General features: G+C 64.4%; 27 protein-coding genes. 16 read left to right on the top strand and 11 right to left on the bottom strand.

Features of this window, described 5'->3' with window-relative positions:
- Positions 1-176: 176 nt before the first annotated feature.
- The 4 genes from IVA98_RS24240 to IVA98_RS24225 all read left to right on the top strand — a co-directional run bounded on the left by IVA98_RS24240 (position 177) and on the right by IVA98_RS24225 (position 4,589).
- Complete coding sequence (locus tag IVA98_RS24240) at positions 177-1,010, top strand: AraC family transcriptional regulator (RefSeq protein ID WP_247296019.1); 834 nt, start codon at positions 177-179, stop codon at positions 1,008-1,010.
- 140 nt (positions 1,011-1,150) lie between these two features.
- The gene (locus IVA98_RS24235) at positions 1,151-2,077 is read left to right on the top strand and encodes an SMP-30/gluconolactonase/LRE family protein (protein WP_247296021.1); all 927 of its coding nucleotides are present in this window, start codon (positions 1,151-1,153) and stop codon (positions 2,075-2,077) included.
- Between the two features lie 155 nt (positions 2,078-2,232).
- Positions 2,233-2,826, top strand: a complete 594-nt coding sequence (locus IVA98_RS24230; RefSeq protein ID WP_247355647.1) for a GNAT family N-acetyltransferase — start codon at positions 2,233-2,235, stop codon at positions 2,824-2,826.
- Positions 2,827-2,942: 116 nt separating this feature from the next.
- Positions 2,943-4,589 (top strand): GMC family oxidoreductase, encoded by a 1,647-nt coding sequence (locus IVA98_RS24225; RefSeq protein WP_247296025.1) that lies wholly within the window; start codon positions 2,943-2,945, stop codon positions 4,587-4,589.
- Between the two features lie 1,175 nt (positions 4,590-5,764).
- On the opposite strand, the gene IVA98_RS24220 is transcribed toward IVA98_RS24225, so the two are convergent.
- The gene (locus tag IVA98_RS24220; RefSeq protein ID WP_247333898.1) at positions 5,765-6,607 is read right to left on the bottom strand and encodes an AAA family ATPase; all 843 of its coding nucleotides are present in this window, start codon (positions 6,605-6,607) and stop codon (positions 5,765-5,767) included.
- Between the two features lie 96 nt (positions 6,608-6,703).
- Positions 6,704-6,949, bottom strand: coding sequence for a GlsB/YeaQ/YmgE family stress response membrane protein (locus IVA98_RS24215; protein ID WP_247296028.1), 246 nt, complete (start codon positions 6,947-6,949; stop codon positions 6,704-6,706).
- Positions 6,950-7,072: 123 nt separating this feature from the next.
- Here IVA98_RS24215 and IVA98_RS24210 point away from each other — a divergent pair, with 123 nt between their 5' ends.
- From IVA98_RS24210 to sseA, 3 genes are all read left to right on the top strand, one after another.
- Positions 7,073-8,248 (top strand): vWA domain-containing protein, encoded by a 1,176-nt coding sequence (locus IVA98_RS24210; protein WP_247296030.1) that lies wholly within the window; start codon positions 7,073-7,075, stop codon positions 8,246-8,248.
- A 132-nt stretch (positions 8,249-8,380) separates the two neighbouring features.
- Positions 8,381-8,794 (top strand): rhodanese-like domain-containing protein, encoded by a 414-nt coding sequence (locus tag IVA98_RS24205; RefSeq protein WP_247296032.1) that lies wholly within the window; start codon positions 8,381-8,383, stop codon positions 8,792-8,794.
- Between the two features lie 255 nt (positions 8,795-9,049).
- Positions 9,050-9,904 (top strand): 3-mercaptopyruvate sulfurtransferase, encoded by an 855-nt coding sequence (gene sseA / locus IVA98_RS24200; RefSeq protein ID WP_247296034.1) that lies wholly within the window; start codon positions 9,050-9,052, stop codon positions 9,902-9,904.
- A 2-nt stretch (positions 9,905-9,906) separates the two neighbouring features.
- On the opposite strand, the gene IVA98_RS24195 is transcribed toward sseA, so the two are convergent.
- Positions 9,907-10,713 (bottom strand): hypothetical protein, encoded by an 807-nt coding sequence (locus tag IVA98_RS24195; protein ID WP_247296036.1) that lies wholly within the window; start codon positions 10,711-10,713, stop codon positions 9,907-9,909.
- 368 nt (positions 10,714-11,081) lie between these two features.
- Here IVA98_RS24195 and IVA98_RS24190 point away from each other — a divergent pair, with 368 nt between their 5' ends.
- The gene (locus IVA98_RS24190) at positions 11,082-12,281 is read left to right on the top strand and encodes a L,D-transpeptidase family protein (RefSeq protein WP_247355646.1); all 1,200 of its coding nucleotides are present in this window, start codon (positions 11,082-11,084) and stop codon (positions 12,279-12,281) included.
- Between the two features lie 162 nt (positions 12,282-12,443).
- On the top strand, positions 12,444-13,412 hold the full coding sequence (locus IVA98_RS24185; RefSeq protein ID WP_247296039.1) for an NAD-dependent epimerase/dehydratase family protein: 969 nt from the start codon (positions 12,444-12,446) through the stop codon (positions 13,410-13,412).
- Between the two features lie 56 nt (positions 13,413-13,468).
- Here the strand turns inward: IVA98_RS24185 and IVA98_RS24180 are convergent, their stop codons facing one another.
- Positions 13,469-14,431, bottom strand: coding sequence for a D-2-hydroxyacid dehydrogenase family protein (locus IVA98_RS24180; protein ID WP_247296041.1), 963 nt, complete (start codon positions 14,429-14,431; stop codon positions 13,469-13,471).
- Between the two features lie 128 nt (positions 14,432-14,559).
- Positions 14,560-14,775, bottom strand: a complete 216-nt coding sequence (locus IVA98_RS24175; RefSeq protein ID WP_247296042.1) for a hypothetical protein — start codon at positions 14,773-14,775, stop codon at positions 14,560-14,562.
- A 233-nt stretch (positions 14,776-15,008) separates the two neighbouring features.
- On the opposite strand from IVA98_RS24175, the gene ettA reads away from it, so the two are divergent.
- Positions 15,009-16,658, top strand: a complete 1,650-nt coding sequence (ettA, locus tag IVA98_RS24170; RefSeq protein ID WP_247296044.1) for an energy-dependent translational throttle protein EttA — start codon at positions 15,009-15,011, stop codon at positions 16,656-16,658.
- Between the two features lie 7 nt (positions 16,659-16,665).
- Positions 16,666-17,892 (top strand): lytic murein transglycosylase, encoded by a 1,227-nt coding sequence (locus tag IVA98_RS24165; RefSeq protein ID WP_247355644.1) that lies wholly within the window; start codon positions 16,666-16,668, stop codon positions 17,890-17,892.
- A gap of 77 nt (positions 17,893-17,969) precedes the next feature.
- On the opposite strand, the gene IVA98_RS24160 is transcribed toward IVA98_RS24165, so the two are convergent.
- Entirely contained in the window at positions 17,970-18,251 is a 282-nt protein-coding gene (locus tag IVA98_RS24160) for a hypothetical protein (protein ID WP_247296048.1), read from the bottom strand.
- 211 nt (positions 18,252-18,462) lie between these two features.
- Positions 18,463-18,786 (bottom strand): hypothetical protein, encoded by a 324-nt coding sequence (locus IVA98_RS24155; RefSeq protein WP_247296126.1) that lies wholly within the window; start codon positions 18,784-18,786, stop codon positions 18,463-18,465.
- A gap of 125 nt (positions 18,787-18,911) precedes the next feature.
- Here IVA98_RS24155 and IVA98_RS24150 point away from each other — a divergent pair, with 125 nt between their 5' ends.
- From IVA98_RS24150 to bfr, 3 genes are all read left to right on the top strand, one after another.
- Positions 18,912-19,220, top strand: a complete 309-nt coding sequence (locus tag IVA98_RS24150; RefSeq protein WP_247296129.1) for a hypothetical protein — start codon at positions 18,912-18,914, stop codon at positions 19,218-19,220.
- 160 nt (positions 19,221-19,380) lie between these two features.
- Entirely contained in the window at positions 19,381-19,653 is a 273-nt protein-coding gene (locus IVA98_RS24145) for a (2Fe-2S)-binding protein (protein ID WP_247278405.1), read from the top strand.
- Positions 19,654-19,787: 134 nt separating this feature from the next.
- On the top strand, positions 19,788-20,276 hold the full coding sequence (bfr, locus tag IVA98_RS24140) for a bacterioferritin (RefSeq protein WP_247278406.1): 489 nt from the start codon (positions 19,788-19,790) through the stop codon (positions 20,274-20,276).
- 69 nt (positions 20,277-20,345) lie between these two features.
- Here the strand turns inward: bfr and IVA98_RS24135 are convergent, their stop codons facing one another.
- Entirely contained in the window at positions 20,346-20,948 is a 603-nt protein-coding gene (locus IVA98_RS24135) for an MSMEG_1061 family FMN-dependent PPOX-type flavoprotein (RefSeq protein WP_247296132.1), read from the bottom strand.
- 234 nt (positions 20,949-21,182) lie between these two features.
- Positions 21,183-22,244 carry an alpha/beta fold hydrolase gene (locus IVA98_RS24130; RefSeq protein WP_247296051.1) on the bottom strand — a complete coding sequence of 354 codons (1,062 nt, stop codon included), beginning with the start codon at positions 22,242-22,244 and terminating at the stop codon, positions 21,183-21,185.
- Between the two features lie 124 nt (positions 22,245-22,368).
- On the opposite strand from IVA98_RS24130, the gene IVA98_RS24125 reads away from it, so the two are divergent.
- Together IVA98_RS24125 and IVA98_RS24120 are read left to right on the top strand one after the other, a co-directional pair.
- Positions 22,369-22,635: a DUF2277 domain-containing protein gene (locus IVA98_RS24125; RefSeq protein WP_247278408.1), complete on the top strand. Its 267-nt coding sequence runs from the start codon at positions 22,369-22,371 to the stop codon at positions 22,633-22,635.
- Positions 22,636-22,731: 96 nt separating this feature from the next.
- A complete protein-coding gene (locus IVA98_RS24120) occupies positions 22,732-22,944 on the top strand; it encodes a hypothetical protein (RefSeq protein ID WP_247333904.1) in 213 nt (70 codons plus the stop codon).
- 38 nt (positions 22,945-22,982) lie between these two features.
- On the opposite strand, the gene IVA98_RS24115 is transcribed toward IVA98_RS24120, so the two are convergent.
- Positions 22,983-23,237: a helix-turn-helix domain-containing protein gene (locus IVA98_RS24115; RefSeq protein ID WP_247355643.1), complete on the bottom strand. Its 255-nt coding sequence runs from the start codon at positions 23,235-23,237 to the stop codon at positions 22,983-22,985.
- A gap of 273 nt (positions 23,238-23,510) precedes the next feature.
- The gene (locus tag IVA98_RS24110) at positions 23,511-24,278 is read right to left on the bottom strand and encodes an SDR family NAD(P)-dependent oxidoreductase (RefSeq protein WP_247296057.1); all 768 of its coding nucleotides are present in this window, start codon (positions 24,276-24,278) and stop codon (positions 23,511-23,513) included.
- Positions 24,279-24,314 lie beyond the last annotated feature (36 nt).

Raw genomic sequence — 24,314 nt, 5'->3', positions numbered from 1 at the left:
GACGCGGTTCCTCCGTGCTTTCTCGTGAGCGGTTTCAGGCAGTGTAGCCACGAACGCGAGGGCGTTGCCAGTGGCCATTCCCGGACTATCCTCATGCGAGGACAGCAACGCCGATCAAGCGAAGCGGGCATGACCGGCGCATCATCGCCGCGTTTCGAACGAGGGCCTGAATCGCCATGAATCCAGCCCAGCGCGCGCTCTGGTATGTCGAGAGCCATCTGGCCGAGCCGATGACGCTCGACGAGATCGCGGAGATATCCGGCGTGTCGCGGTTCCACGTCGTGCGTGCGTTTGCTGCAGCCACCGGGCTTCCGGTGATGCGTTACGTGCGCGCGCGACGGCTGACGGAAGCTGCGCGCAGTCTTGCCAACGGTGCGCCGGACATCCTCTCACTGGCGCTGGAGGCGGATTACGGCTCGCATGAAGCATTCACCCGCGCGTTCCGCGACCAGTTCGGCACCACGCCCGAAGCGGTGAGGGCGGCAACATGCGTCAGCCACCTCAAGCTCCAGGAGCCGATCCTCATGGACTCCACCATGCTCGACCATCTCAAAGCCCCGCGTTTCGAGACCGCAAAGGCCTTCCTGGTCGCGGGTCCTGCCGAACGCATCTCCTGCGACAATGGCGCCATCATCCCCGGCCTGTGGCACCGTTTTCACCAGGAGGTCGCCGACATTCCCGCCCGCGTTGGTAATGTCGCCTACGGCGTTTGCTGCAATGGCGATGATGCCGGCAATTTCGACTACATCGCCGGCGTCGAGGTCGCCGATTTCTCGGACCTGCCGCGTCGCTTCGGCCGCATCCGCATCCCCGAGCAGCGCTACGCGGTCTTCACCCACACCGACCACGTCGCCTCGATCCGGCGCACGGTCAACACGATCTGGAATCAGTGGCTGCCGGCATCCGGCCTCAAAGCCGCAGACGCGCCGTCCTTCGAGCGCTACGATGAGGCGTTCGATCCTGCAACCGGAAATGGCGGCTTCGAGATCTGGGTGCCGGTGAAGGCGTAGGGCTTCCGCAACGCTGGCATACCATCCCGCTTGCTTGGCAAGCGCCGGTGACTTTGTCATAACCGCCGGCAAATCTTGCGTGTGGGGCCCGTGCCGGACATCCCGTGCAAGTCATAACAAGCAGCCGGGAGGGTCCCAACATGTCCAACGTCCGCGTTCTCGCCACCGACCTCGAATTTCCAGAAGGGCCGGTCGTGATGCCGGATGGTTCGGTCGTCCTGGTAGAGATCCGCGGCCAGCGCCTGACCCGCGTTCATGCCGATGGCCGCAAGGAGATCGTCGCGAAGGTGCCGGGCGGCCCAAATGGTGCTGCGCTGGGTCCCGACGGCAAGATCTACATCTGCAACAATGGCGGCTTCTCCTGGATCCCGACCCGCAACATGATCATGCCGGGCCCGCAGCCCGACGACTATCTCGGCGGCTCGATCCAGCGCGTCGATCTGCAATCCGGCAAGGTCGAGACCGTCATGACCAAATGCGGCGAGCACGATCTGCGCGGGCCCAATGATCTGGTGTTCGACAAGCAGGGCGGCCTGTGGTTCTCCGATCTCGGCAAGCGCCGCGCGCGCGAAATGGATGTCGGCGGCATGTATTACCTCAAGCCCGGCATGAAGGAGATCGTGGAAGCCGTGCACGGCGTGTTGCCGGCCAACGGCATCGGCCTATCGCCGGACGAGAACACCGTCTACATCGCGGAGACGCCGACGGCTCGGCTCTGGGCCTATGAGCTCTCGGCGCCGGGCACGCTCAAGCCGCGCGAGGTGATCTATCGCGGCGAACGGGGCAAGCCGATCTGCGGCCTGGGCGGCTACCAGATGTTCGACTCGCTCGCGGTGGAAGCCAATGGCAATGTCTGCGTCGCCACCCTCGTCTCCGGCTGCATCTCGGTGATCGCGCCCGACGGCACCCTGGTGGAGCAGGTGCCGACCGGCGACCGCGTCACCACCAACATCGCCTTCGGCGGCCCCGAGCTGAAGACCGCCTACATCACGCTATCGGGCAAGGGCGAACTGATCGCCATGGACTGGCCGCGCGGCGGTTTGCCGTTGAATTTTTTGAACAAGTGAATGTATCTGTGCCGATACATCCGTCGTCATTCCGGGATGCGTGCGCCAGCACGCAGGCCCGGAATCCATCGGGCCTCAGAGTTTGTGGTTGAATGGATTCCGGGCTCGCGACTTCGTCGCGCCCCGGAATGACGGCGGTCATTGTGGAGTGAGAAATGCCCTGGCCCGATCCCATCACCCTGCATGGACAGCACGCCCGTCTCGAGCCGCTGTCGCATCAGCATCTCGAGGGGCTGGTCGAGGCCGTCAAGGACGGCGAGCTGTCGAAGCTCTGGTACACCGCGATCCCGCTGCCCGAGAACATGGGCAAGGAGATCGACCGCCGCTTGGGGCTGCAGGCCGCGGGCTCGATGCTGCCGTTCACCGTGTTCGACGCCGCCGGCAGGATCGTCGGCATGACGACCTACATGAACATCGACGCCGCCAACCGCCGCGTCGAGATCGGCTCGACCTGGTATGGCAAGAGCGCGCAGCGCGGCCCGCTCAACACGCAATGCAAGCTCCTGCTGCTGCGGCACGCCTTCGAAACCCTGAACTGCATCGCGGTCGAGTTCCGCACGCATTTCTTCAACCACCAGAGCCGCCGCGCCATCGAGCGCCTGGGGGCCAAGCAGGACGGCATCCTGCGCAGCCATCAGGTCGCGCCGAACGGCAGCTTGCGCGACACCGTGGTCTACAGCATCACCGCGGCCGAATGGCCGACCGTACAGGCGCATCTCGAATTTCAACTCAACGACAAGCCGCGCTAGTTATGATGTACACTGGTCTTGCGGTGCGCTCGATCACCTCTCCCCGCCGGAGAAGTGATCGCGAGCGCCGCTGCACTTTACCCAATTTCACGACACCCTAGGGCGGCTGAGGCACCATGGACAGATTTGATTATGTAATCGTCGGCGCGGGTTCCGCCGGTTGCGTGCTCACCAGCCGGCTCAGCGAAGACCCCAACACCAGCGTCTGCGTGCTGGAGGCAGGTCCTTCCGACTGGCATCCCTACATCCATTTGCCGGCGGGCTTCATCAAGACCTTCCACATGAAGAGCATCAACTGGGCCTACCAGCAGGAGCCGGGGCCCTGGACCGGCGGGCGCAGCATCTACGCGCCGCGCGGCAAGACGCTCGGCGGCTCGTCCTCGATCAACGGCCACATCTACAATCGCGGCCAGCGCATGGATTTCGACACCTGGGCGCAAATGGGCAATCGCGGCTGGGGCTATGCCGACGTGCTGCCGTACTTCCGCCGCCTGGAGAAACGCGTCGGCGAGGGTGAGGACACCTATCGCGGCCGCGAGGGCGGTCTCACCGTCACCACCATGGATTGGCGCGATCCGCTCTGCGAAGCCTTCATGGAAGGCGCAGTGTCGCTCGGGATCCCCCGCAATCCCGATTACAACGGCAAGACCCAGGAGGGCGTCTCCTACTGCCAGCGCACCATCAACAAGGGTTTGCGCGTTTCCGCCGCGACCGCATTCCTCAAGCCCGCGATGAAGCGGCCCAACGTGCATGTGCACACCCATGCGCACGCCACCGAAATTATCTTCGAAGGCAAGCGCGCCGTCGGCGTGCGGTATATGAAGGGTGGCCGCGGCGGCACGCCGGTCGAGGTGCGCGCCAACAAGGAAGTGATCCTCTCGGGCGGCGCCTATAATTCGCCGCAGCTGCTGCAGCTCTCCGGCATCGGCTCGCCCGATCTGTTGCAGGCCCACGGCATCAAAGTGCGCCACGCGCTCCCCGTCGGCGAGGGCCTCCAGGACCATTACGCCCCGCGCACGGTCGCGCGCGTCAAGGACATCAAGACCATCAACGAGCTTCGCCGCGGCTGGCGGCTCTGGGTCGAAGCAGCGAAATGGGCGACGGCACGCCGCGGCCTGCTCTCGCTGTCGCCGACCATGGTCTATTGCTTCTGGCATTCCGGAGAGACCGCAGAGAGCTCCGATCTCCAGCTTACCTTCACGCCGGCCTCCTACAAGGAAGGCGTGCAGGGCCAGCTCGAGGACGAGCCCGGCATGACGGTCGCCTCTTGGCAGCAGCGCCCGGAAAGCCGCGGCTATGTGCGCATCCGCTCCAGTGATCCGTTCGCGCCGCCGATCATCCAGACCAATTATCTTGACGCCGAGCTCGACCGCCGCGTCATCGTCGCCGGCATGAAGCTCGCGCGCAGACTTCTCAAGTCCGCGCCGCTGTCGCCTTATTACGCCTACGAAGATTTCCCCGGCCCCAACGTCAACACCGACGAGGAATTTTTGCACGCCGCCACCCAGCGCGGCACCACCACTTTCCACCCCGGCTGCACTTGCCGCATGGGTCCGGCGGATTCCACCTGGGCGGTGGTCGATGACCAGCTCCGCGTCCACGGTCTCGAAGGCCTGCGCGTCATCGATGCCTCGGTCATGCCGCGCATGATCTCGGCGAACCTCAACGCCTCCACCATGATGATCGCCGACCGTGCCTCGGACCTGATCCGCGGCAAGCAGCCGATGGAAGCCGCGCGGATACCGGAGGCGGCGGTCGCCTAGGAAGGTCCCGTGCCCCGACGCAGCGCGGCGCTCTCTAGGCGATGCGAAGCATCGTCCGGGAGCGGTGCGTTGCAGAGCCGGGGGCCCATCTCACCACCGATCTCAACGCGGCTCCGGGGTCCCGCTCTGCGCAGCAGCGTCGCACGCTGCAGCGCGTCCGGGACACGTGTTCGTTGCAACTCGCTACGTCGGGCAAAACACCCTGCGGCGCTGTCAATCCCTCCCCGCAAAAATATTCCACTTTACCGAAATTCGGAATTGCGGCATAAGTCGAGACAGCCCGGCCCGATGATGAGGGGCGTCTCGCCTGTCGTTCGAAACGCGGGCCGGGTTGCGGTGGACGCGGCAGCGTCGGCACGCGAGGTCAAGGGCAGGGCGGATTGCTCTCCGTGAGCCCGAGGCCGCGTGCGGACGAGCGGCGCTGTCAGGTTCGTCTCGCCAGCATTCTTCCGGCAACGTCGACAACGCCGGAGGATCATGCGGCGAAAAGCGGGCCGTGCGTACGGCAAAACCGTGTGGTCCTGGCCGTCGTTGCTACGGTCAAGCCCTGGCGAATGCGGCATGCGCGTCAACCGGCGCGGTGTCGGCGACTTTCGCTGGGGTGAGGGAGGCCAGAAGGAATTCGGCTCCCGGGAGAGCGCGGCATAAGCCGTCCAACCACTGCGCAGGGAAGGCCGTGTGTTCGGCTTCACCTGTATGCCGCTGTGCAGTTTTTCTGCGTGTGCCTTCGCACAGCGGACCGTGGGTGCCAGCCGGCATCCGGCCTTCCCTGCGCCCTCTCGGCTTTGAGGGTGGAGCGACGAAGCGAAGCTTGGGCGAACGCGCCGCGAGGCGGCGGACGTGTGTCTGCAACGCAAATGCGAATTGGAGAACGACGCCGATGCCGCTTGCTCCGTCATTGCGAGCGCAGCGAAGCAAATCCAGACTGCCTCAACGGAAAGATTCTGGATTGCTTCGCTGCGCTCGCAAGGACGATGGGGAGGCAGTGGTGCGTCATACTGTACGCGCGTGCCCCGGACGCAGCGCAGCGCTTCTTCAGCGATGCGCTGCTGAGCCAGGGCCCATGTCTGCGTATTGCACCGTGTCCCCTCTGGGTCCCGGCTCTGCGCAGCAACGCACCGAACGATGCTTCGCATCGCCGGGAGCGTTGCGGCGCGTCCGGGACACGAGAACCTCTACACTTCCCGCCGGCTCAGGAACGCCAGCCGCTCGAACAGGTGCACGTCCTGCTCGTTCTTGAGCAGCGCGCCGTGCAGCGGCGGGATCAGTTTGCGCGGGTCGCGCTCGCGCAGCTGCTCGGCGCTCATGTCCTCGTTGAGCAAGAGCTTGAGCCAGTCGAGCAGTTCGGACGTCGATGGCTTCTTCTTCAAGCCGGGCACCTCGCGCACCTCGAAGAAGATGCGCAGCGCCTCTTCGACCAGGCGTTTCTTGATGCCGGGGAAATGGACGTCGACGATGCGGCCCATCGTGTCGGCGTCGGGGAATTTGATGTAGTGGAAGAAGCAGCGGCGCAGGAAGGCGTCCGGCAGCTCCTTCTCGTTGTTGGAGGTGATCATCATGATCGGGCGCTGCTTGGCCTTGATTGTCTCGCCGGTCTCGTAGACATGGAATTCCATGCGATCGAGCTCGAGCAGCAGGTCGTTGGGGAATTCGATATCGGCCTTGTCGATCTCGTCGATCAGCAGCACCGGGCGCTGCTCGCTGGTGAAGGCCTCCCACAGCTTGCCGCGCTTGATGTAGTTCCTGATGTCGGAGACGCGCGCGTCGCCGAGCTGGCTGTCGCGCAGGCGCGACACCGCGTCGTACTCATAGAGGCCCTGCTGCGCCTTGGTGGTGGATTTGATGTGCCAGGTCAGCAGCGGCGCATTCAGCGCCTTCGCAACTTCCTCCGCCAGCACCGTCTTGCCCGTGCCGGGCTCGCCCTTGATGAGCAGCGGGCGCTCCAGCACGATCGAGGCATTGACGGCGACCTTGAGGTCGTCGGTCGCAACATAGTCCTTAGTGCCGGTAAATTTCATTGGGTGTCCTTAGGTAGTTGTCAGCGGGGGGCGCCGGCCCCGGCCGCGACAAAGGAACGGCCGCACATAGCGGCCGTTCCTGGTTCGGTCAGGCTTTCAGACCCGTTTTATCAGCGAAAGGATGACGAGCACAATCACTGCCCCGATCGTCGCGTCCACGATGGCGCCGACCGTGCCGGTGGCGAGCGCAATATGCAGCTGCGGCAGCACCCAGCTCGCGACCAGCGCGCCGATGATGCCCACGACCATGTTGCCGATCAACCCCAATCCCGCCCCGTGGACAATCTTGCCCGCCAGCCAGCCTGCGATCGCGCCGATGATGAGCGCGGCGACAATTCCCATTGCAAACGTCCCCAAGACGGCCCCGTATGGCCGGCAATTCTAGAGCAAAAAGCCACCCGGTCCAGCGTGCCGCGGCGTTCTCCGCCCCTTGACGTTCGGCACCCGACGGGCAATCTGTCACCCATGTTCCTGCAATTCTTCACCTCTCTGCGCGACGCGCAGGTCCCTGTGACGCTGCGCGAATACCTCACGTTGATTGAGGCGCTCGACGCTGACCTCGCGGACTACACGATCGAGAACTTCTACTATCTGTCGCGCGCCTCGCTGGTGAAGGACGAGCGCAATCTCGACAAGTTCGACCGCGTTTTCGGCACGGTGTTCAAGGGGCTGGAAAACCTGCTCGACGCCATGGAGAGGGCGGAGATCCCCGAGGAATGGCTGAAGAAGCTGGCCGAAAAGTATCTCACCGAGGAAGAGAAGAAGCAGATCGAGGCCATGGGCTGGGACAAGCTCATGGAGACGCTGAAGAAGCGCCTCGAGGAGCAGAAGGGCCGGCACCAGGGCGGCAGCAAATGGATCGGTACCGCCGGCACTTCGCCGTTCGGCGCCCACGGCTACAATCCCGAAGGCGTGCGCATCGGCCAGGAGAAGAACCGCAACAACCGCGCCGTGAAGGTGTGGGACAGGCGCGAGTTCAAGGATCTCGACGGCAACGTCGAGCTCGGCATTCGCAACATCAAGGTGGCGCTGCGCCGCCTGCGCAAATTCGCGCGCACCGGCGCGCCGGACGAGCTCGATCTCGACACCACGATCCGCGAGACCGCCAATCACGGCTATCTCGACGTCCACATGCGGCCCGAGCGGCGCAATGCGGTGAAGCTTTTAGTGTTCTTCGACATCGGCGGCTCGATGGATGCGCATATCGAGCAGGTCGAGGAGCTGTTCTCGGCGGCGAAGAGCGAGTTCAAGCACATGGAATATTTCTACTTCCACAACTGCCTCTACGAAGGCGTGTGGAAGCAGAACAAGCGCCGCTTCACCGACCGCACCCCGACCTGGGACGTGCTGCACAAATATCCGCACGACTACAAGGTCGTGTTCGTCGGCGACGCCTCGATGTCGCCTTACGAGATCATGGTGCCGGGCGGCTCGGTCGAGCACGTCAACGAGGAGCCCGGCTCGGTCTGGCTCGACCGCATCATCCGCACCTATCCGCATGCGGTGTGGCTCAACCCGGTGCAGCAGAAGCATTGGGACTATTCGGAATCGACCACCATCATCAAACGCATCTTTGCCAATCGCATGTATCCGATCACGATCGAGGGGCTGGAAGGTGCGATGAAGGAATTGACGCACTGATGCGATCCACCGTCATTCCGGACGGCCGCAGCGCGGCCGATCCGGAATCTCGAGATGGCGTGTGAGGATCGAGATTGCGGGTTCGATGCTGCGCATCGCCCCGGAATGACGGAAGAGAAGAAGGGAACAAACATGCCCCAGACCATCACCCGCGGCATCAAGGCGCTGATCGACGAGGCCAATGCCGAGATCGAAACGCTCTCCGCCAAGGAGGCCATCGAGATCTCCAAGAACGGCGATGTCGTCATCGTCGACATCCGCGATCCTCGCGAGATCGAGCGCGACGGCCGCATTCCCGGCGCGTACGCCTGCACCCGCGGCATGCTTGAATTCTGGATTGATCCGCAGAGCCCCTACGCAAAACCGATCTTCCAGGAGGACAAGAAGTTCGTCTTCCATTGCGCCGGCGGCTTGCGCTCCGCGCTCGCCGCCAAGACGGCGCAGGACATGGGCCTCAAGCCCGTCGCCCACATCGCCGGCGGTTACGCCGCCTGGCGCGATGCCGGTGGGCCGACCGAGCAATGGGTGTCGAAGAAGAAGGGGTGAGGGCCTCGCTTTCTCCACTCGTCATTCCCGCGCAGGCGGGAAATCCAGTACGCCGCGGCCTGTCGGTTGAATCACGGCCGTCTCGGAGTACTGGATCGCCCGGTCCCGGCTCTGCCAAGGCTATGCCGAGGCCCAGGAGTGCTCGGCCCGCCGAAGCCTTGGCGAAGGCGGCAAGCCAGGCGATGACAGCGGAGACGCTGCATCGTCCTCGCTCGCGCGACGCGCGCCCGGAATGACCACAAGGAAGGACCTCGCATGACCGCCACTGACCCCCTCGTCTCCACCGAATGGCTCGCCGCCCACATCGACGATGCCAACGTCAAGGTCCTCGACGCCAGCTTCAAGCTGCCCGGCGTGCTGCCGCTGCCGAAGGACGACTATCTCGCCGCGCATCTGCCGGGCGCCGTGTTCTTCGACGTCGATGCGGTGTCGGATCATTCGAACCCGTTGCCGCACATGTTTCCGAGCGCCGAGCAGTTCGGCCGCGACGTCGGCAATCTCGGCATCTCCAATGCCGATACGGTGGTGATCTACGATGCCGGCGGCTGGGTCGCGGCGCCGCGCGCGTGGTGGATGTTCCTGTCTTACGGCCACAGCAATGTGCGCATCCTCAACGGCGGCCTGAAGAAGTGGCGCGCTGAGGACCGCCCGGTCGAGAGCGGCGAGGTGAAGCCGAAGCCGGCGACGTTCAAGGCGAATTATGATGCAAAGCGCGTGCGCAGCATGCAGCAGCTCATCGCCAATGTCGAAAGCCGGGCCGAGCAGGTGATCGACGCGCGCGCCGCCGACCGCTTCGAGGGCCGCGCGCCGGAGCCGCGGCCGGGCATCCGCTCCGGCCACATTCCCGGCGCCCGCAACGTGCCCTACAATCTGTTGTTCGATGCGGAGACCGGCACCATGAAGCCGCTTGACGAGCTCCGCGCCGCCTTCACCGGCGCCGGCGTCAAGTTGGACGCACCGATCGTGACGAGCTGCGGCTCGGGCGTCTCGGCCGGCGTGCTGACACTCGCGCTCTATCGCTTGGGGATCACCGACACAGCGCTCTATGACGGCTCGTGGTCGGAATGGGGCCAGGCCGGCGGCCCGCCGATCGCGACCGGGCCGGCGTGACCTTACTGGCGGGTGCGTGTGGCGGTTGTTCCTAGCGTCTGCCGCTGTCCGAACGGATCGAGCTGTTGCTGCAACTGCGGAGGCGGCGGGCGCCGCACCACGCGGTGCCGCTTCTTGGCCTTCGCCTTGCGCTTGGTCGCCTTGCTGTCGGAGGCGCTGCCGCCCGTCTTTGTGCTCTCGGCCTTGGGCTTCGGCGGGGCATCCTTCACCGCCGTCGTCGCCGGGGCGTCTAGCGCGGCCATCTTGGTCGCGGCGACATCGAGCGCCGAGGAGGTCAGGGCAACACTGGAATCAAAGGCAACACTGGAATCAGCCGGTGGCTCGCTGACTGTTACGGCAGCGGCCGGCTGCGTCTCGGGGACCGATGCCATGGTGTCGGCAGGGGTGAGCGTGTCGGCGGTAACCGGCGCTGCGGCGTCCGGTGTGGTCTCCGCCTTGAGGGCTTCGGCGGTCGGAGCCTGGGCCTGAGGCGCGGCTTCAGTGACCTCCGGCTGAACGTCGGTCTCGCTCGTTGCTGCGGCCAGCGGCTCGGGCTCACTCAGCGGCAGCGCGATCGTCGGCACCTGGTCGCGCAGCGACGGTGCGGGATCGGCGGTGATCTCAGGCTCCGCCTGTAAGACCGCGAGCACGGGCTGAGCCGGCTCTGGCGCCTGCGCAAACACCTTCTCCTGCGGGCCGTTTCGCCAGGAGGGGCTGCTGACATACTGCTCATGGCTCGCCCGCAGCAGCGCGGCGGCCCCTAGGCCGAACACCAGGATGGAGGTTGACAGCAGGATCGCGGCAAACAGGAAGCGAAAGCCGGGAAGCATCGAGCGGTTGCGAATTTCCGCCCCGGCGGCCAAATGGCCAGGGCCCAAGAGCCATCTGAACGCGGTGACGGTACTGAGTGCCGCATTCGCCACGCGGGGATCGGAGCTCAAAAAGGTGACGAATCAGGCTGATTCGACCATATCGCAACGCTCGGCATCGCTTCGTTAAATTCGAGGCCGAACACCGCGGCAATTGACGGCGCGATACGATTTCCGCCCCCGTGATGCAACGGGGCAACGGTAGTCTTGCGGATCACAAATCGGCAAATCCGGCGCAAATGAGCCTGATACGTCTTGAATGTGCCGCTATCTTCCGTCATTTGGCCGTTAACGGTCCGATCGGGCTTGGGGACTATACAAGAGCGATGATGATCAAACACTTTCTGACGATATGCGCTGCCGCGACAGTCGCTGCGGCGGGAACCTCGCTCGCTCAAGCTCAGAGCTATCCGGTCCAGCAGGCGCCGGGCTATGGCGCTCCGGCTGAATATCGCCCGGGCGATCGCACGCCGAACTTCGACGCCCTGGACGAAGACGACGACGCGATGCCGCAGGCCTCGCTGCCGCCGCCCGGACCGGCGGACGATCCGCGCTACGGCCGTCCGGCCGGCGCGCCTCCGGTCTATTCGGCCGCCCCGCAGGGCCCGGTGATGTCGCCGGATGATCCGCGTTACGGCCGCCCGGCCGGCGGTCCGCCGGTCTATTCGGCGGCGCCGCCCCAGGGCCCCGTGATGTCGCCCGACGATCCCCGCTACGGCCGGCCCGCCGGTCCGCCGCCGGTGATCTATGCCAATCGTCCGGGTCAGGGCCAGGCACCGGCCAATGACGGCCTGCGTCCGCCGGAGGCCGTTGGTGGTCCCGCCGCGACCGGTACGGTCCAGGCCGGCCAGCCGCCCGTCGGCGCCGATGGCCGGCCGATGACGATCGCGTCGCTACCGCCCGAGGAGCAGCCGGATGCTGCTCCCGCGCAGCTGCCTCAGAACCTGCGCCGCCAGGAAGTCGCGTTCCAGACCAAGGAGCCGGCCGGCACGCTCGTGGTCGATACGCCACACACCTACCTCTATTACGTGCTCGGCAACGGCCGCGCGATCCGCTACGGCGTCCGCGTCGGCCGCGACGGCTTCACCTGGACCGGCGTGCAGAAGATCACCCGCAAGGCCGAGTGGCCGGATTGGCATCCGCCGACCGAAATGATCGAGCGCCAGCCCTACCTGCCGCGCTTCATGGCCGGCGGCCCCGGCAATCCGCTCGGCGCCCGCGCGATGTATCTCGGCTCGACCGTCTACCGCATCCACGGCACCAACCAGCCCTCGACGATCGGCAAGTTCGTCTCTTCTGGTTGCATTGGCATGCTGAACGAGGACGTCTCCGACCTGTTCGACCGCGTCAAGGTCGGCACCCGTGTGGTGGTGCTGCCGGGCGGCCCGTCGCCGGGAACGGCGACCGCATCCGCTGCGCCGACTCCGGGTGCTGCCGGTCCGGCTCCGATGTCCGCCCAGGCCGGTCCCGTCCCGGGCACGCAGCCGACGGTGGTGCCGCCGCTGCCTGCGCCGGTCACCGTGCGCTAAGGCGATCGCTCAAACATCGATCGAGAAACGGCGCGTGCGCTTCGGCCACGCGCCGTAATCATTTGACGCATCCTTCCCGCCACGTCCGCACGTTCGCTCGCTTGAATCCGAGCCGGGATCAACTACGTCCCGGCTGGTTGGCAAAAATGCGAGAAACACAAGATGCGAATCTTTGTTGCGGGCGCCACCGGTGCCGTAGGTCGCAAGCTCGTCCCCCTCCTTGTCGCCACCGGTTATTCGGTCATCGCCTCAACCCGGAGCGCCGCGAAGGCCGGCCGTCTCAAGGAGCTTGGTGCCGAATCCGTCGTTGCTGATGGTCTCGATGCGGAGAGCATGCGCGCGGCCGTAAAGGCGGCACGGCCGGACGTGGTCATCCATGAGATGACCGATCTCGCCTCAGCGACCGATCTGCGGCATTTCGATCGCGTGTTCGCGAGAACCAACGAATTGCGCACCCGCGGAACCGACATTCTGCTCGCGGCCGCGCGCGAGGCCGGCGCCAAGCGCTTCATTGCCCAGAGCTTCTGCGGTTGGACCTTCAGCCGCGACGGGGGAGCGATCAAGACGGAAGCGGATCAGCTTGACCCCCATCCGCCGCAGGAACTTCGCCGCACCCTGGAAGCGATCCAGTATCTGGAGCGCGCGGTGCTGGCATCGACTAGGCCCGAAGGGATCGTGCTGCGTTATGGATTCTTCTATGGCCCGGACACCGGCACGCTGTCGCCGCAGATGAGAGAGCAGCTTCGTCGCCGGCGCGTGCCGGTGATCGGCGATGGCGGTGGCTATTGGTCATTCATTCACACTGAAGATGCCGCCTCTGCGACGGTCGCCGCCATCGAGCGCGGACGCGCAGGCGAGATCTACAACATCGTCGACGACCGTCCGGCCCTGGTCAGGGACTGGCTGCCGGCGCTCGCCGAATTGCTCGGTGCCAAGCCGCCGCTTCACGTGCCCGCATGGCTCGGGCGGCTGCTTGCGGGCGAGCATATGACGGCGATGATGACCGAGGTGCGCGGCGCCTCCAACGCCAAGGCCAAGCGCGAACTGGCTTGGCTGCCGGCACACCCGTCCTGGCGTGATGGCTTTGCCGACGCCGCAAGCTCTTCCGCCGGCCAGCGCTCGGCGGCCTGAGATCATGCTCAACAACGCTGGCAGCGAGACGATGATTATCCCGATTTCATGGCGTTTCAGGCCAGCTTGCGCGGCAGCTCGCCGCCCCTGGTGAAGGCGTCGATCGCCTCGACCATCTGGCCGTAATGGATGCGCAGGCCGTCCGCAGTGGCGTAGCCGAGATGCGGCGTCAGCACGAGGTTGTCGAGCTTGCGGAAGGGATGATCGACCGGCAGCGGCTCGACCGAGAACACGTCCAAGCCGGCGCCTGCGATCTTCCTCTGCTGCAAGGCCTCGAGCAGCGCCTGCTCGTCCACGATCGGCCCGCGCGCGGTGTTGACGAGGAAGGCGGTCGGCTTCATCCGCGCGAGATCCGCAGCTCCAACCAGCCCGCGTGAGCGCTCGCTCAGCACCACATGGATCGTGACGATGTCCGCTTTCGCGAACAGCTCATCCTTGCTGGCGTAGCCGACGCCGGCCTCCTTGCACTTCTCCGGCGTCAGGTTCGGGCTCCAGGCGATCACGTCCATGCCGAACGCCTTGGCGATCCCCGCCATCTTGCTGCCGAGCTTGCCGAGCCCGACGATGCCGAGCGTCAGTCCCTCGATCTCGATGCCGGCAAAGGTCTGCCAGGGCTCGCCGGCATGCATGCGCGCATTCTCGCGGCCGATGCCGCGGGTCAGTTCCAGGATCAGGCCCATGGCGAGCGGGGCGGTCGGATCGCGCGAATATTGCGTGCCGCCGACGGCGACGCCGCGCGCTTTCGCGGCCTCCATATCGATGGCGGCGTTGCGCATGCCAGAGGTCAAGAGCAGCTTCAGCTTCGGCAGCTTGTCGAGCAGGCTCTTCGGAAATGCCGTGCGCTCGCGCATGGCGCAGATGATCTCGAAGTCGGCCAGCGCGCTCGCCGCGGCCTGCTCGGACGCAAATGGGTGGCTGAACACGGTGACGTCGACGCGGTCGGAAAGCTTTGGCCAGTCGGCGACGTCGAGGGCGAGGTTGAAATAATCGTCGAGAATTGCACAGCGCAGCCGCGTCATCAGCATTCATCCATGGCGAGAGGTGACGGCGCGAGCGGGGGCGCCCTCCTCGGAGCCGGGCCATGGTTGCGCGCAATCACGCCTGCGCGCAAGCAGCTCACGTCTTCAAAAATCCGATAGGGACGGGCTCAGAGGTCGCGGGGCTTCAGGCGGAACGGCGCGTCCATGCCGTGCTTGGCGCGCCAGGCCGGGCCGGGGCCGCGCATGTAGTGCAATTCGGGCCGGTACGGGTTGAAGGCGGTGGCGAAGAAGCGCTTCCAGAAGCTCTGGATCTCCGAAACGAATCCGGAGACCTGCCCGACGTCTGCCGGACCAGGGAGAGAGTTGGTCTCGATCATGGCCATGACGCTGTCTCGCTGTGCTCCCCGTTCATTCTGAGCGGGTGGCGCTGTTTCCGCGCGACACCGAGCTTTGGCCTGATTTATTAAAAGATGGTTTCAATTGTCCGGATCGGTGGCCGGATGGTGTCCGTTCCGTATTCAACCGTGGTGAACGGACGGAAAACATTGCCCTTTGGGGGCGGGATCGCTACATCGGCGGCAGCAAATTTCCTCAAATCGAAGGTTTCACGGGACCGATGGCGCGCCAGTTCATCTATTTCATGCAGGGCCTGACCAAGAGCTACCCGACCCGGAAGGTGCTCGATAACGTTCATCTGAGCTTTTACCCGGACGCCAAGATCGGCGTGCTCGGCGTCAACGGCTCGGGCAAGTCGACCCTGCTCAAGATCATGGCCGGCCTCGACAAGGAATACACCGGTGAGGCCTGGGTCGCCGAAGGCGCCCGCGTCGGCTATCTCGAGCAGGAGCCGCAGCTCGATCCCAAGCTTTCTGTGCGCGAGAACGTCATGCGGGGCGTCGCCAAGCAGAAGGCGATTCTCGACCGCTACAACGAACTCGCGGTCAATTATTCGGACGAGACCGCGGACGAGATGACCAAGCTCCAGGACGAGATCGAGGCTCAGGGCCTCTGGGATCTCGACAGCAAAGTCGACCAGGCCATGGACGCGCTGCGCTGTCCGCCCGACGATGCCGATGTGACGAAACTCTCCGGCGGTGAGCGCCGCCGCGTCGCGCTATGCAAGCTGCTGCTCGACCAGCCCGAGCTGTTGCTGCTGGACGAACCGACCAACCATCTCGATGCCGAGTCGGTGTCATGGCTCGAAGGGCATTTGCGCAATTATCCTGGCGCGATCCTGATCGTCACCCACGACCGCTATTTCCTCGACAACGTGACCGGTTGGATCCTCGAGCTGGACCGCGGCCGCGGCATTCCCTATGAGGGCAATTACTCGTCCTGGCTGGTGCAGAAGCAGAAGCGCCTCGAGCAGGAAGGCCGCGAGGACGCCGCGCATCAGAAGACGCTCGCCCGCGAGCAGGAATGGGTCGCCTCCTCGCCGAAGGCGCGCCAGGCCAAGTCCAAGGCGCGCTACCAGCGCTATGAGGAGCTGCTCAAGAAGGCGAGCGAGAAGCAGACCCAGACCGCACAGATCATCATCCCGGTCGCCGAGCGGCTCGGCGCCAACGTGGTCGATTTCGAGGGGCTCAGCAAAGGCTTCGGCGATCGTCTCCTGATCGACGACCTCACGTTCAAGCTGCCGCCAGGTGGCATCGTCGGCGTCATCGGTCCCAACGGCGCCGGCAAAACCACTTTGTTCAGGATGATCACGGGCCAGGAGAAGCCGGACTCCGGCACGATCACGGTCGGCGAGACCGTGCATCTTGGCTATGTCGACCAGTCGCGCGATGCGCTCGACGGCAAGAAGACCGTGTGGGAGGAGATCTCCGGCGGCAACGAATTGATCCTGCTCGGCAAGAAGGAAGTGAACTCGCGCGGCTATTGCTCGGCGTTCAATTTCAAGGGAGCTGACCAGCAGAAGAAGGTTGGCGCACTCTCCGGCGGAGAGCGCAATCGCGTGCACCTCGCCAAGATGCTCAAGTCCGGCGCCAACGTGCTGCTGCTCGACGAACCGACCAACGACCTCGACGTCGATACGCTACGCGCGCTCGAAGAGGCGCTGGAGGATTTCGCCGGCTGCGCTGTCATCATCAGCCACGATCGCTGGTTCCTCGACCGCATCGCGACGCACATTCTCGCGTTCGAGGGCGACAGCCATGTCGAATGGTTCGAGGGCAACTTCCAGGATTACGAGAAGGACAAGATGCGCCGGCTCGGCCAGGACAGCATCATTCCGCACCGCGTGAAGTACAAGAAGCTGACGCGGTGATTCCGGCATGATGTGGCGGGCGCTCATCGCTGCGGTGATCACTGTCACTTGTGGCCTGTCGCCCGCCCGCGCCGCCGACGCAGCCTTCACACAGTTCATCGCCTCGCTGTGGCCTGAGGCGCAGGCCGCCGGCGTCTCGCGCGCGACCTTCGAGGAACAGACGCGCGGGCTCGAGCCCGACTACAAGCTGCCCGATCTGATCCTGCCGGGTCGGCCCGCCACCGGTGCGCCGTCGCAGGCCGAGTTCGTGCAAGTGCCCGCCGACTACGTCAAGGAAGCCTCGATCGCGCGGCTTGCAGGCGAGGGGCAGCGGCTGCTGCAAAAATATCGCACCGCGCTGAACGAGATCGAGAAGAAATCCGGTGTACCTGCGACCGTCATGCTCGCGATCTGGGGCCGCGAGACCGATTACGGCCGCTACACGCTGCCTTACGATCTCGTCCGCGTGCTGGCGACGCAGGCCTATGTCGGACGCCGCAAGGATCAGTACCGCAACGAGTTCATCCTTGCGCTGAAGATCCTCGGTGAGGGCGTGGTGACGCGCAACGACATGCGCTCGTCCTGGGCCGGTGCGACCGGCCTCACTCAGTTCCTGCCGTCCGAATATTACAAGCACGGCGTCGATTTCGACGGCGACGGCCGCATCGACATCTGGCATTCGGTGCCGGATGCGCTGGCGTCCGCTGCGCAGCAGCTCGTCAACAAGGGCTGGCAAAGTGGCGTGCGCTGGGCCTACGAGGTGCAGGCGCCGGCCAAGGTCGATTGCACCACCGGCGTGCCCGAGGTGACGAAGCCGATCGGCCAGTGGCTGCGCGAAGGCTTTGTGCCGGTGCGCGGGCAGAAACTCAGCGCGGCCGAGCAGGCGCAGCCGGCCTCGTTGCTCCAGCCCGAAGGGATCTACGGCCCGTCGTTCCTGACCACGAAGAACTACTTCGTCATCAAGGAGTACAATTTCTCCGATCTCTACGTGTTGTTCGTCGGCCATCTCAGTGACCGCATGACCAGCCCGCTGCCGTTCGCAACACCCTGGTCGGCTTCGAAGCAGTTGCGCACCAAGGACGTCGAGACCATGCAGCGCGGTCTCACGCGCATCGGGCTCTACAAGGACAAGATCGATGGCAAGGCGGGCATGCAGACCCGCGCCGCCCTCGGCGCCTATCAGAAGTCGGCGGGCCTCAAGGTCGATTGCTGGCCGAACGAAGAGGTGCTGCGCTCGATCCAGGCTGCGCGATAGCGCAGCAAAAGAAAAAGCCCGGCCGAGATGCTCGGCCGGGCTTCGATCGCGGCGCGTCTGAGCGCCACGCGAAGGGATCAGTAGCAGACGCGGACCGGGCGGACGACCCAGCCGTAGCCGTCCCAATATCGCTCACGACGCCAGTAGCAGGGCGCGGGCGGCGGGGGCTCAGCCACGTAAACGGGGCCGCCATAGGCGGGACGGCTCGACGCGATGGCGCCGCCGACGATCGCGCCACCGATCAGGCCGGCCGCGATTCCGGCGCCGACGCCGTCACCGGCTTTGGCCGGCGGGGTGGCGGTGACCAGCGAACCGGCGACCGTCGCAACCGTGAGGGCGGCAACTAAAGTCTTCTTCATGCTCAGGGCTCTCCTGGGAGATGGGCTCCCCTTGTTAGAGGCGCCCGGGTTTCAAAGGTTCACGCACACTCTTATGGAATTGACCGTTGGGCTAGGAAGCGCGCAAATGGTCAATCCACGGTAAACGCGCACGGAGCTGTGACGAGAAAAAGCGGTCTTTTTCAGGCTCCAAGATGAACGGCGCCTCCGTAGTGAACCGGTTCAGGGCGACTCAGCCGCAGACCCTGACGCGGCGGGCGCGCCAAGCGTAGCCGTCCCAGAAGCGCTGCTTCTGCCAGACGCAGCCGCCGCCGTAATAATCGTCGGCGACATAGCCCGGGCCCGGAGCGTAGTAGCGGGGCGGATAGTAGCCGGGCTCGTAATAACCGGGGCCCGGTCCGTAATAATACGGAGACGCCAGCGCGCCACCGACAATGGCGCCGCCGATGATCCCGGCCGCCACGCCCGCAGCGACGCCGCGTTGCGCATGGGCGGGTGCTCCGGCCGTCAGGACCAGAGTGACGATGGCAGCGACTGCCAGGAGCGACTTCTTCATTGGCTTGACCTTTCGCATAATCATGCGGAACTCTTTGGGGCAGAGTTCCATACTTCGCTTGAATGATCAATGAACGGCGCCCTTGCCGGGTACGACCAATTCGTATGGACCGCAGCTCCGGGGCGATGATGAGCAACGCGTTGGCAAATGCATTGATTGCGGCCGGGATCGTCTTCGCGATCGGCTACGGCTGGATCACATATCTGCAGAACCGCGGACGCCGGTCCCGCGCAGCAGCCGCTAGCGACGGAGGCCGTAGCAGCGGCGACGGCTATTCGGGAACGAGCGACGGCTTCTCGCTGGGAGGCTGGTTTTCCAGTGACAGTGCGGGGAGCCCGACTGACGGCGGCAACTGTTCCAGCAGCGGTGGCGGCGGCAGCGGCGGGGATTGCGGGGGCGGCAGCGATGGCGGCGGAGGCGGTGGCGGCGACTAGGTCCGCTGCATCTTGATCCAGCGCAACGCCGTAATTTAGAGCCGTTCTAGGCCGTTTGCGAGCCAGTTTGGAATAGCTTCAAATTCCGCTTTTTCCTTTTGCATCCGGCCGGCCCGTTAAATATCGATAATGACGCATCACCGAAGGGCCTGCCGCTTCCATGATCGTTTGTTCTTGTAACGTGCTCAGCGATGACGACATCCGCGCCGCCGTCGCCGAGTCCGACGACGCCGTGCGCCATGCCAAGCAGGTTTATGGGTGCCTCGGCTGTAACGCCGAATGCGGCCGCTGTGCCCGGACCATCAAAACCATCATCGACGAAGCGCTTGGCCCTTGTGCCCAATCCTGCTGTGCCGGCTGTCCGCACAGCCACACTGTGGCCGCCAACGACGAGACGGTCGAACCCGCTCAGTTCGCGCTCGCAGCCTGCTGAAACTTTCCATATGGTCTGCTGAGCCTTTCTCCGGCTACGTGCCCACGAGCCGGTTGCCCTCGCCCGCAAACTCATTTAGAAGCATTCTAAATTCGGTTTAGGGCCGATTTGGACTGCAAGAGCTGGAGTGAACCATGCAGGGCGACGCAAAGGTCATCGAATATCTCAATAAGGCACTGCGTCACGAACTGACTGCGATCAACCAGTATTGGCTGCATTACCGTTTCCTCGACAATTGGGGCCTGCTGGACATGGCCAAGGTCTGGCGCAAGGAGTCGATCGAGGAGATGGAGCATGCCGACAAGCTCACCGCGCGCATTCTGTTCTTCGACGGCTTTCCGAACATGCAGGTGCTCGATCCCTTGCGCATCGGCCAGAACGTCAAGGAGATCATCGAATGCGACCTCGCCGCCGAGATGAGCGCCCGGGCGCTCTACCAGGAAGCAGCGACCTACTGCCATGGCGTCAAGGACTACGTCACGCGTGATCTGTTCGAGAAGCTGATGAGCGACGAGGAGCACCACATCGATTTCCTCGAAACCCAGCTCGACCTGATCGGCCGTATTGGTATCGAGCTCTACACGCAGAAGCACGTCGGCGGGCTCGAAGGCGAGGGGCATTAATCTGGCGCGTTCGCGCTGCATTCCCCACTGTCGTCCCGGCCTTCGCCGGGACGACACCGGTTGCGCCAGCTACAGCTGCGTCTTGTAGAGCTCCTCCACGGTCTCCTGACTCTGCGGCTCACCGAGGCTGGTCTGCTCGTGGATGATTTCGACGATGCTCGGCATCACCGAGCGCTGCACCTTCTCCGGTGACCAAAGCTTCGAGCGCATCAGCGCCTTGCCGCAATGGAAATAGACCTCGCTGACGGCGACGTTCAGCACGGCGCGCGGCGGCTTGCCGAATTCCACCATCGAGGCGAGCAGATCCGGATCGGCCGACAACGTGCCACGTCCGCCGACGCGCAGCGTCTCGTCGATCCCTGGTACGAAGAACAACAGGTGCACGAAGCCCGAGCCTTCGACGACGTTGCGAAAACTGTCGATCCGGTTGTTGCCGGAGCGGTCGGGCATCAACAGCTGGTTGGGACCGGCAACGCGGACGAAGCCGATGCCGCCGCCGCGGGGCGAAGCGTCGACGCTGCCGTCCGCTCCCGATGTCGCGAGCACGCAGAACGGCGACATCTCGATGAATTTTTTCGCATGCGCATCGATCGCGGGCCGCGCTTTCGCAATGACGCGCGGCGATGGCTTGGCATAGATGGTTGCGAGGTCTTCGGCGCAAAGATCGGTCAACGGCATGCCTCCGCTTCTGGTTTGCCTCAAGCTACCCGATCAGGCGCCTCCAGCCAACGAAATCCATCGCGCTAAACCGCATCTGCCGGCGAAAGGCGCGCGATTGCCCTGCGCGTCGGTTCGTATCGTTGGCGCGATTAAGTCCGAGCTGTCAGCGCAATGCATGTTCAAATCATATGCGGCGTCGAGGCGCCGCCTATGATGCCTGGCGAGATGAGGGCGCGTGTGGCGCTCCTACATCGTCCGCTGCGGCGCCGTCTGCAGAAATTGCCGGATCTGCTCGCTGTAGAATTTCGCATTGCCGGTAGTGCCGTGGCCGCGCGTTTCAGTGCTCGCTGGGATCAGGAAGAGTCGGCCGTTCTTGACCCGCTTCATCGCAGCGTCCGTAATGCCAGTCTCGGGCGGGTTGCGCTCGTCGTCGGCGGAATTGATCAGAAGCAGCGGGGCTTCGATTTGCTCCAGCTTCTCCCCGGCATTGTAGTCATGCGAGGACTCCCACTGATAAACGAAGTCGTTGGCATCCGCAGTGATCGGCGTCGCGAGCCGATCGTCGACGATCTTGTCTGCTTTCGCTGCTGTCGGCGCCTGCTGCTGATAGGCCAGCGTGCCACCGATGCTGGCGATGCCATAGGCGGTGATGGCGTATTTCATCATGCGCGGCTGGCTGGTGTAATTGCCGCCATTGTAATCGGGATCGTTGCGGATGGTGTCGAGCATGATCCGCCGCAGCATCCAGTTGCGGGAGGCCATCTCGGTCGGCTGCGAGGCCATCGGGATCAGCGCGTCCATCGCGCTCGGGTATTTTTCGCCCCACAGCCAAGTGTGCATGCCGCCCATCGAATTGCCGATGACGAGCCGCAGATGCTTGATGCCGAGGCCCTCCGTCACCAGGCGATGCTGCGCCTCGACCATGTCGTCGTAATTGTACTTCGGAAATCTCGTCTTCATGCCGTCGGACGGCTTTGATGATTTGCCATGGCCGATGCTGTCGGGAATGATGATGTAGTATTTGGAGGCGTCGAGCGGTTGCCCTGGGCCGAACAGCTCGCCGGCAAAGGCGGGCGACAGCATGCTCGCGCCCGAGCCGCCTGTTCCGTGCAGCACCAGCACGGGCTGGCCGCTCGGTTCGCCCACGGTGGTGTAGTGCAGCTTCAGCTCCGGCATGGTCTCGCCGGTGTGGAACTTGAAATCCCTGGCGATCCAGTCGCCCTGGTTGGGCGCCGGATAATCGGCTGCCCATGCTGACGTCGAGATGGAAAGCAGAACGGCCGACAAGGCCGCGCAAGAAGCCTTCATGTTTCTCTCCCCATGCGGCACGTATTGGGCGGCGGCGTTGCCGCGGAACTTAACAGAAGTGCGGGGAAGGATGTAGGATTTCGCCGTTGCCGACCGTCCTGGGGGATATATCCGGAGAGACTGCATGTGCCGCAACATCAAGACGCTGTTCAACTTCGAACCACCGGCGACGGAGGACGAGATCCACGCCAGCGCGCTCCAGTTCGTGCGAAAGCTGTCCGGCTTCAACAAGCCGTCGCAGGCCAATGAGGAGGTGTTCGAGCGCGCGGTGGCGGAAGTCTCGGAGGCGGCGCGGCGGCTGTTGGCCTCGCTGCACACCCATGCGCCGGCGCGCGACCGCGAGGTCGAGGCGGAAAAGGCAAAGGAGCGCTCGCGGCTGCGGTTCGGATAGGGATTCCGGATGCCCATTCCGTGATCTGGCTCACGGAAGCAAGAATCCTACTGCGCGATGATGACCGCCGGGATTTTGACAGCCCGGAGCAGGATCATGAGCCGCCCCCTTCTTCCTCTGAAAGCAGGTGCCATCGTCCTCACGGTGCTGTGGACTGCCTGGATGATGTGGTGGGGCGGCTCGTTCTCGAGCGTGAACATGATCATCCTCGCCCTGTGCGGCGCCGCAGTAGGCTATCTCTGGTATCGCGCCATGCGCTGGCAGTTCGAGCGCATGGGCATGCTGCCGCGACGCGAAAACAAGGAATAGGGTGTCTGCTAACCCTTGTTGCCGTGCTTCTTCTTTTTCTACTTTTTCCTATCGACCTCGGGCACGTCGATTCCGGAGGCGGCATAGAGCCGGATCTTGTTGCGCAGCGTGCGCACCGACAGGCCGAGCACGCGCGAGGCACGCGTGCGGTTGCCGTCGCAGCGCGCCAGGGTCTGGAGCACGAGCTCGCGCTCGACTTCGTCGACGGTCGCGCCGATCAGCAACGGAACGATCTGGTTGGGTGCAAGGAATTGCGCGTCCGGCTGGGACGCGGCGACATGAACCGTGGTCATCAACATACTCCCCGATCAACGCCCGCTTCCATCATTGGAAGCGGATCGAGAACAAACGACCCCCAAGCCGTAGATGTACGGTGGTCGGGTTTGGTTAATGAAAGGTTAACCGTGGACGATCGCACCAATTGACCTCACCAATGCCGCGAAGCCGCCGCGATTGGCGCGGGATGGGAGCTGATCCGGGTCGATCTCGCGTCACACACCGCGTCATCATCCGCGAAAGCGGATGGGCGATGACAGCGCGTATATGGATGCAGCTTGGTCCCTCGTTCACACCGTCCGATATCCGCCGTCCACCATCACGATCGTTCCCGTGACAAAGGCCGACAGATCCGAGGCCAAGAAGATTGCCGGTCCCACGATGTCCTCGGGCTTGCCGGTGCGCGCCAGCGGGGTGTGATCGACGAAGGCTTGCACCAGCGTCGGATTGGTCGCGCGCACATTGGCGTTGATGTTGGTCTCGATGAAGCCGGGCCCGATCGCGTTGACGCGCACGCCTTCCTTGCCGAGCTCGACCGCGAGCGCCTTGGTGAAGCCGAGCACGCCGTGTTTCGAGGTGGTATAGGCCGCCGAGCTCGGCGTGCGCAGATGCACGAAGGACTGGATCGAGCCGATATTGACGATGCGGCCTTTGCTCGCGCGCAAGGGCGCGAGGAACGCCTGCGTCATGTTGAAGACGCCGTTGAGATTGAGCGAGATAATGTCGTTCCAATCCTTCGCCACCGTCTCCGTCTCCGCGGTGAAGGCGTTGCGGCGGGTGATGCCGGCATTGTTGACGAGGATCGAGACCTGCCCGACCTTGTCGGCGACTTGCTGTGCCAGCACGAAGCAATCCTCGCGCCTGGTCACGTCCAGCGCAAAGCTCTCGGCCTTGCCGCCGGCTTTGCGGATCTCCTGCGCGGCCTCCGCGACCGTGTCGGCATTGACGTCGAGCAGCACCACTTGCGCGCCTTCCCGCGCGTAGCCGGCCGCAATCGCCCGGCCGATGCCGGAACCGGCGCCGGTGATGACGGCGATGTGGTTTGCGAGCAACGCCATGACAGTTTCCTCCCGATTTCTTTGTGAAGTTTCACG

This window comes from Bradyrhizobium sp. 160, assembly GCF_023073735.1.
Classification (GTDB): domain Bacteria; phylum Pseudomonadota; class Alphaproteobacteria; order Rhizobiales; family Xanthobacteraceae; genus Bradyrhizobium.
This window is presented reverse-complemented; position numbering and strand designations above follow the sequence as displayed.

Excerpts from the sequence above, each read along its gene's own strand:
- IVA98_RS24240 (WP_247296019.1), top strand. The coding sequence starts at position 177 with ATGAATCCAGCCCAGCGCGCGCTCTGGTATGTCGAGAGCCATCTGGCC.
- IVA98_RS24235 (WP_247296021.1), top strand. The coding sequence starts at position 1,151 with ATGTCCAACGTCCGCGTTCTCGCCACCGACCTCGAATTTCCAGAAGGG.
- IVA98_RS24230 (WP_247355647.1), top strand. The coding sequence starts at position 2,233 with ATGCCCTGGCCCGATCCCATCACCCTGCATGGACAGCACGCCCGTCTC.
- IVA98_RS24225 (WP_247296025.1), top strand. The coding sequence starts at position 2,943 with ATGGACAGATTTGATTATGTAATCGTCGGCGCGGGTTCCGCCGGTTGC.
- IVA98_RS24220 (WP_247333898.1), bottom strand. The coding sequence starts at position 6,607 with ATGAAATTTACCGGCACTAAGGACTATGTTGCGACCGACGACCTCAAG.
- IVA98_RS24215 (WP_247296028.1), bottom strand. The coding sequence starts at position 6,949 with ATGGGAATTGTCGCCGCGCTCATCATCGGCGCGATCGCAGGCTGGCTG.
- IVA98_RS24210 (WP_247296030.1), top strand. The coding sequence starts at position 7,073 with ATGTTCCTGCAATTCTTCACCTCTCTGCGCGACGCGCAGGTCCCTGTG.
- IVA98_RS24205 (WP_247296032.1), top strand. The coding sequence starts at position 8,381 with ATGCCCCAGACCATCACCCGCGGCATCAAGGCGCTGATCGACGAGGCC.
- sseA (WP_247296034.1), top strand. The coding sequence starts at position 9,050 with ATGACCGCCACTGACCCCCTCGTCTCCACCGAATGGCTCGCCGCCCAC.
- IVA98_RS24195 (WP_247296036.1), bottom strand. The coding sequence starts at position 10,713 with ATGCTTCCCGGCTTTCGCTTCCTGTTTGCCGCGATCCTGCTGTCAACC.
- IVA98_RS24190 (WP_247355646.1), top strand. The coding sequence starts at position 11,082 with ATGATCAAACACTTTCTGACGATATGCGCTGCCGCGACAGTCGCTGCG.
- IVA98_RS24185 (WP_247296039.1), top strand. The coding sequence starts at position 12,444 with ATGCGAATCTTTGTTGCGGGCGCCACCGGTGCCGTAGGTCGCAAGCTC.
- IVA98_RS24180 (WP_247296041.1), bottom strand. The coding sequence starts at position 14,431 with ATGACGCGGCTGCGCTGTGCAATTCTCGACGATTATTTCAACCTCGCC.
- IVA98_RS24175 (WP_247296042.1), bottom strand. The coding sequence starts at position 14,775 with ATGGCCATGATCGAGACCAACTCTCTCCCTGGTCCGGCAGACGTCGGG.
- ettA (WP_247296044.1), top strand. The coding sequence starts at position 15,009 with ATGGCGCGCCAGTTCATCTATTTCATGCAGGGCCTGACCAAGAGCTAC.
- IVA98_RS24165 (WP_247355644.1), top strand. The coding sequence starts at position 16,666 with ATGATGTGGCGGGCGCTCATCGCTGCGGTGATCACTGTCACTTGTGGC.
- IVA98_RS24160 (WP_247296048.1), bottom strand. The coding sequence starts at position 18,251 with ATGAAGAAGACTTTAGTTGCCGCCCTCACGGTTGCGACGGTCGCCGGT.
- IVA98_RS24155 (WP_247296126.1), bottom strand. The coding sequence starts at position 18,786 with ATGAAGAAGTCGCTCCTGGCAGTCGCTGCCATCGTCACTCTGGTCCTG.
- IVA98_RS24150 (WP_247296129.1), top strand. The coding sequence starts at position 18,912 with ATGATGAGCAACGCGTTGGCAAATGCATTGATTGCGGCCGGGATCGTC.
- IVA98_RS24145 (WP_247278405.1), top strand. The coding sequence starts at position 19,381 with ATGATCGTTTGTTCTTGTAACGTGCTCAGCGATGACGACATCCGCGCC.
- bfr (WP_247278406.1), top strand. The coding sequence starts at position 19,788 with ATGCAGGGCGACGCAAAGGTCATCGAATATCTCAATAAGGCACTGCGT.
- IVA98_RS24130 (WP_247296051.1), bottom strand. The coding sequence starts at position 22,244 with ATGAAGGCTTCTTGCGCGGCCTTGTCGGCCGTTCTGCTTTCCATCTCG.
- IVA98_RS24125 (WP_247278408.1), top strand. The coding sequence starts at position 22,369 with ATGTGCCGCAACATCAAGACGCTGTTCAACTTCGAACCACCGGCGACG.
- IVA98_RS24120 (WP_247333904.1), top strand. The coding sequence starts at position 22,732 with ATGAGCCGCCCCCTTCTTCCTCTGAAAGCAGGTGCCATCGTCCTCACG.
- IVA98_RS24115 (WP_247355643.1), bottom strand. The coding sequence starts at position 23,237 with ATGACCACGGTTCATGTCGCCGCGTCCCAGCCGGACGCGCAATTCCTT.
- IVA98_RS24110 (WP_247296057.1), bottom strand. The coding sequence starts at position 24,278 with ATGGCGTTGCTCGCAAACCACATCGCCGTCATCACCGGCGCCGGTTCC.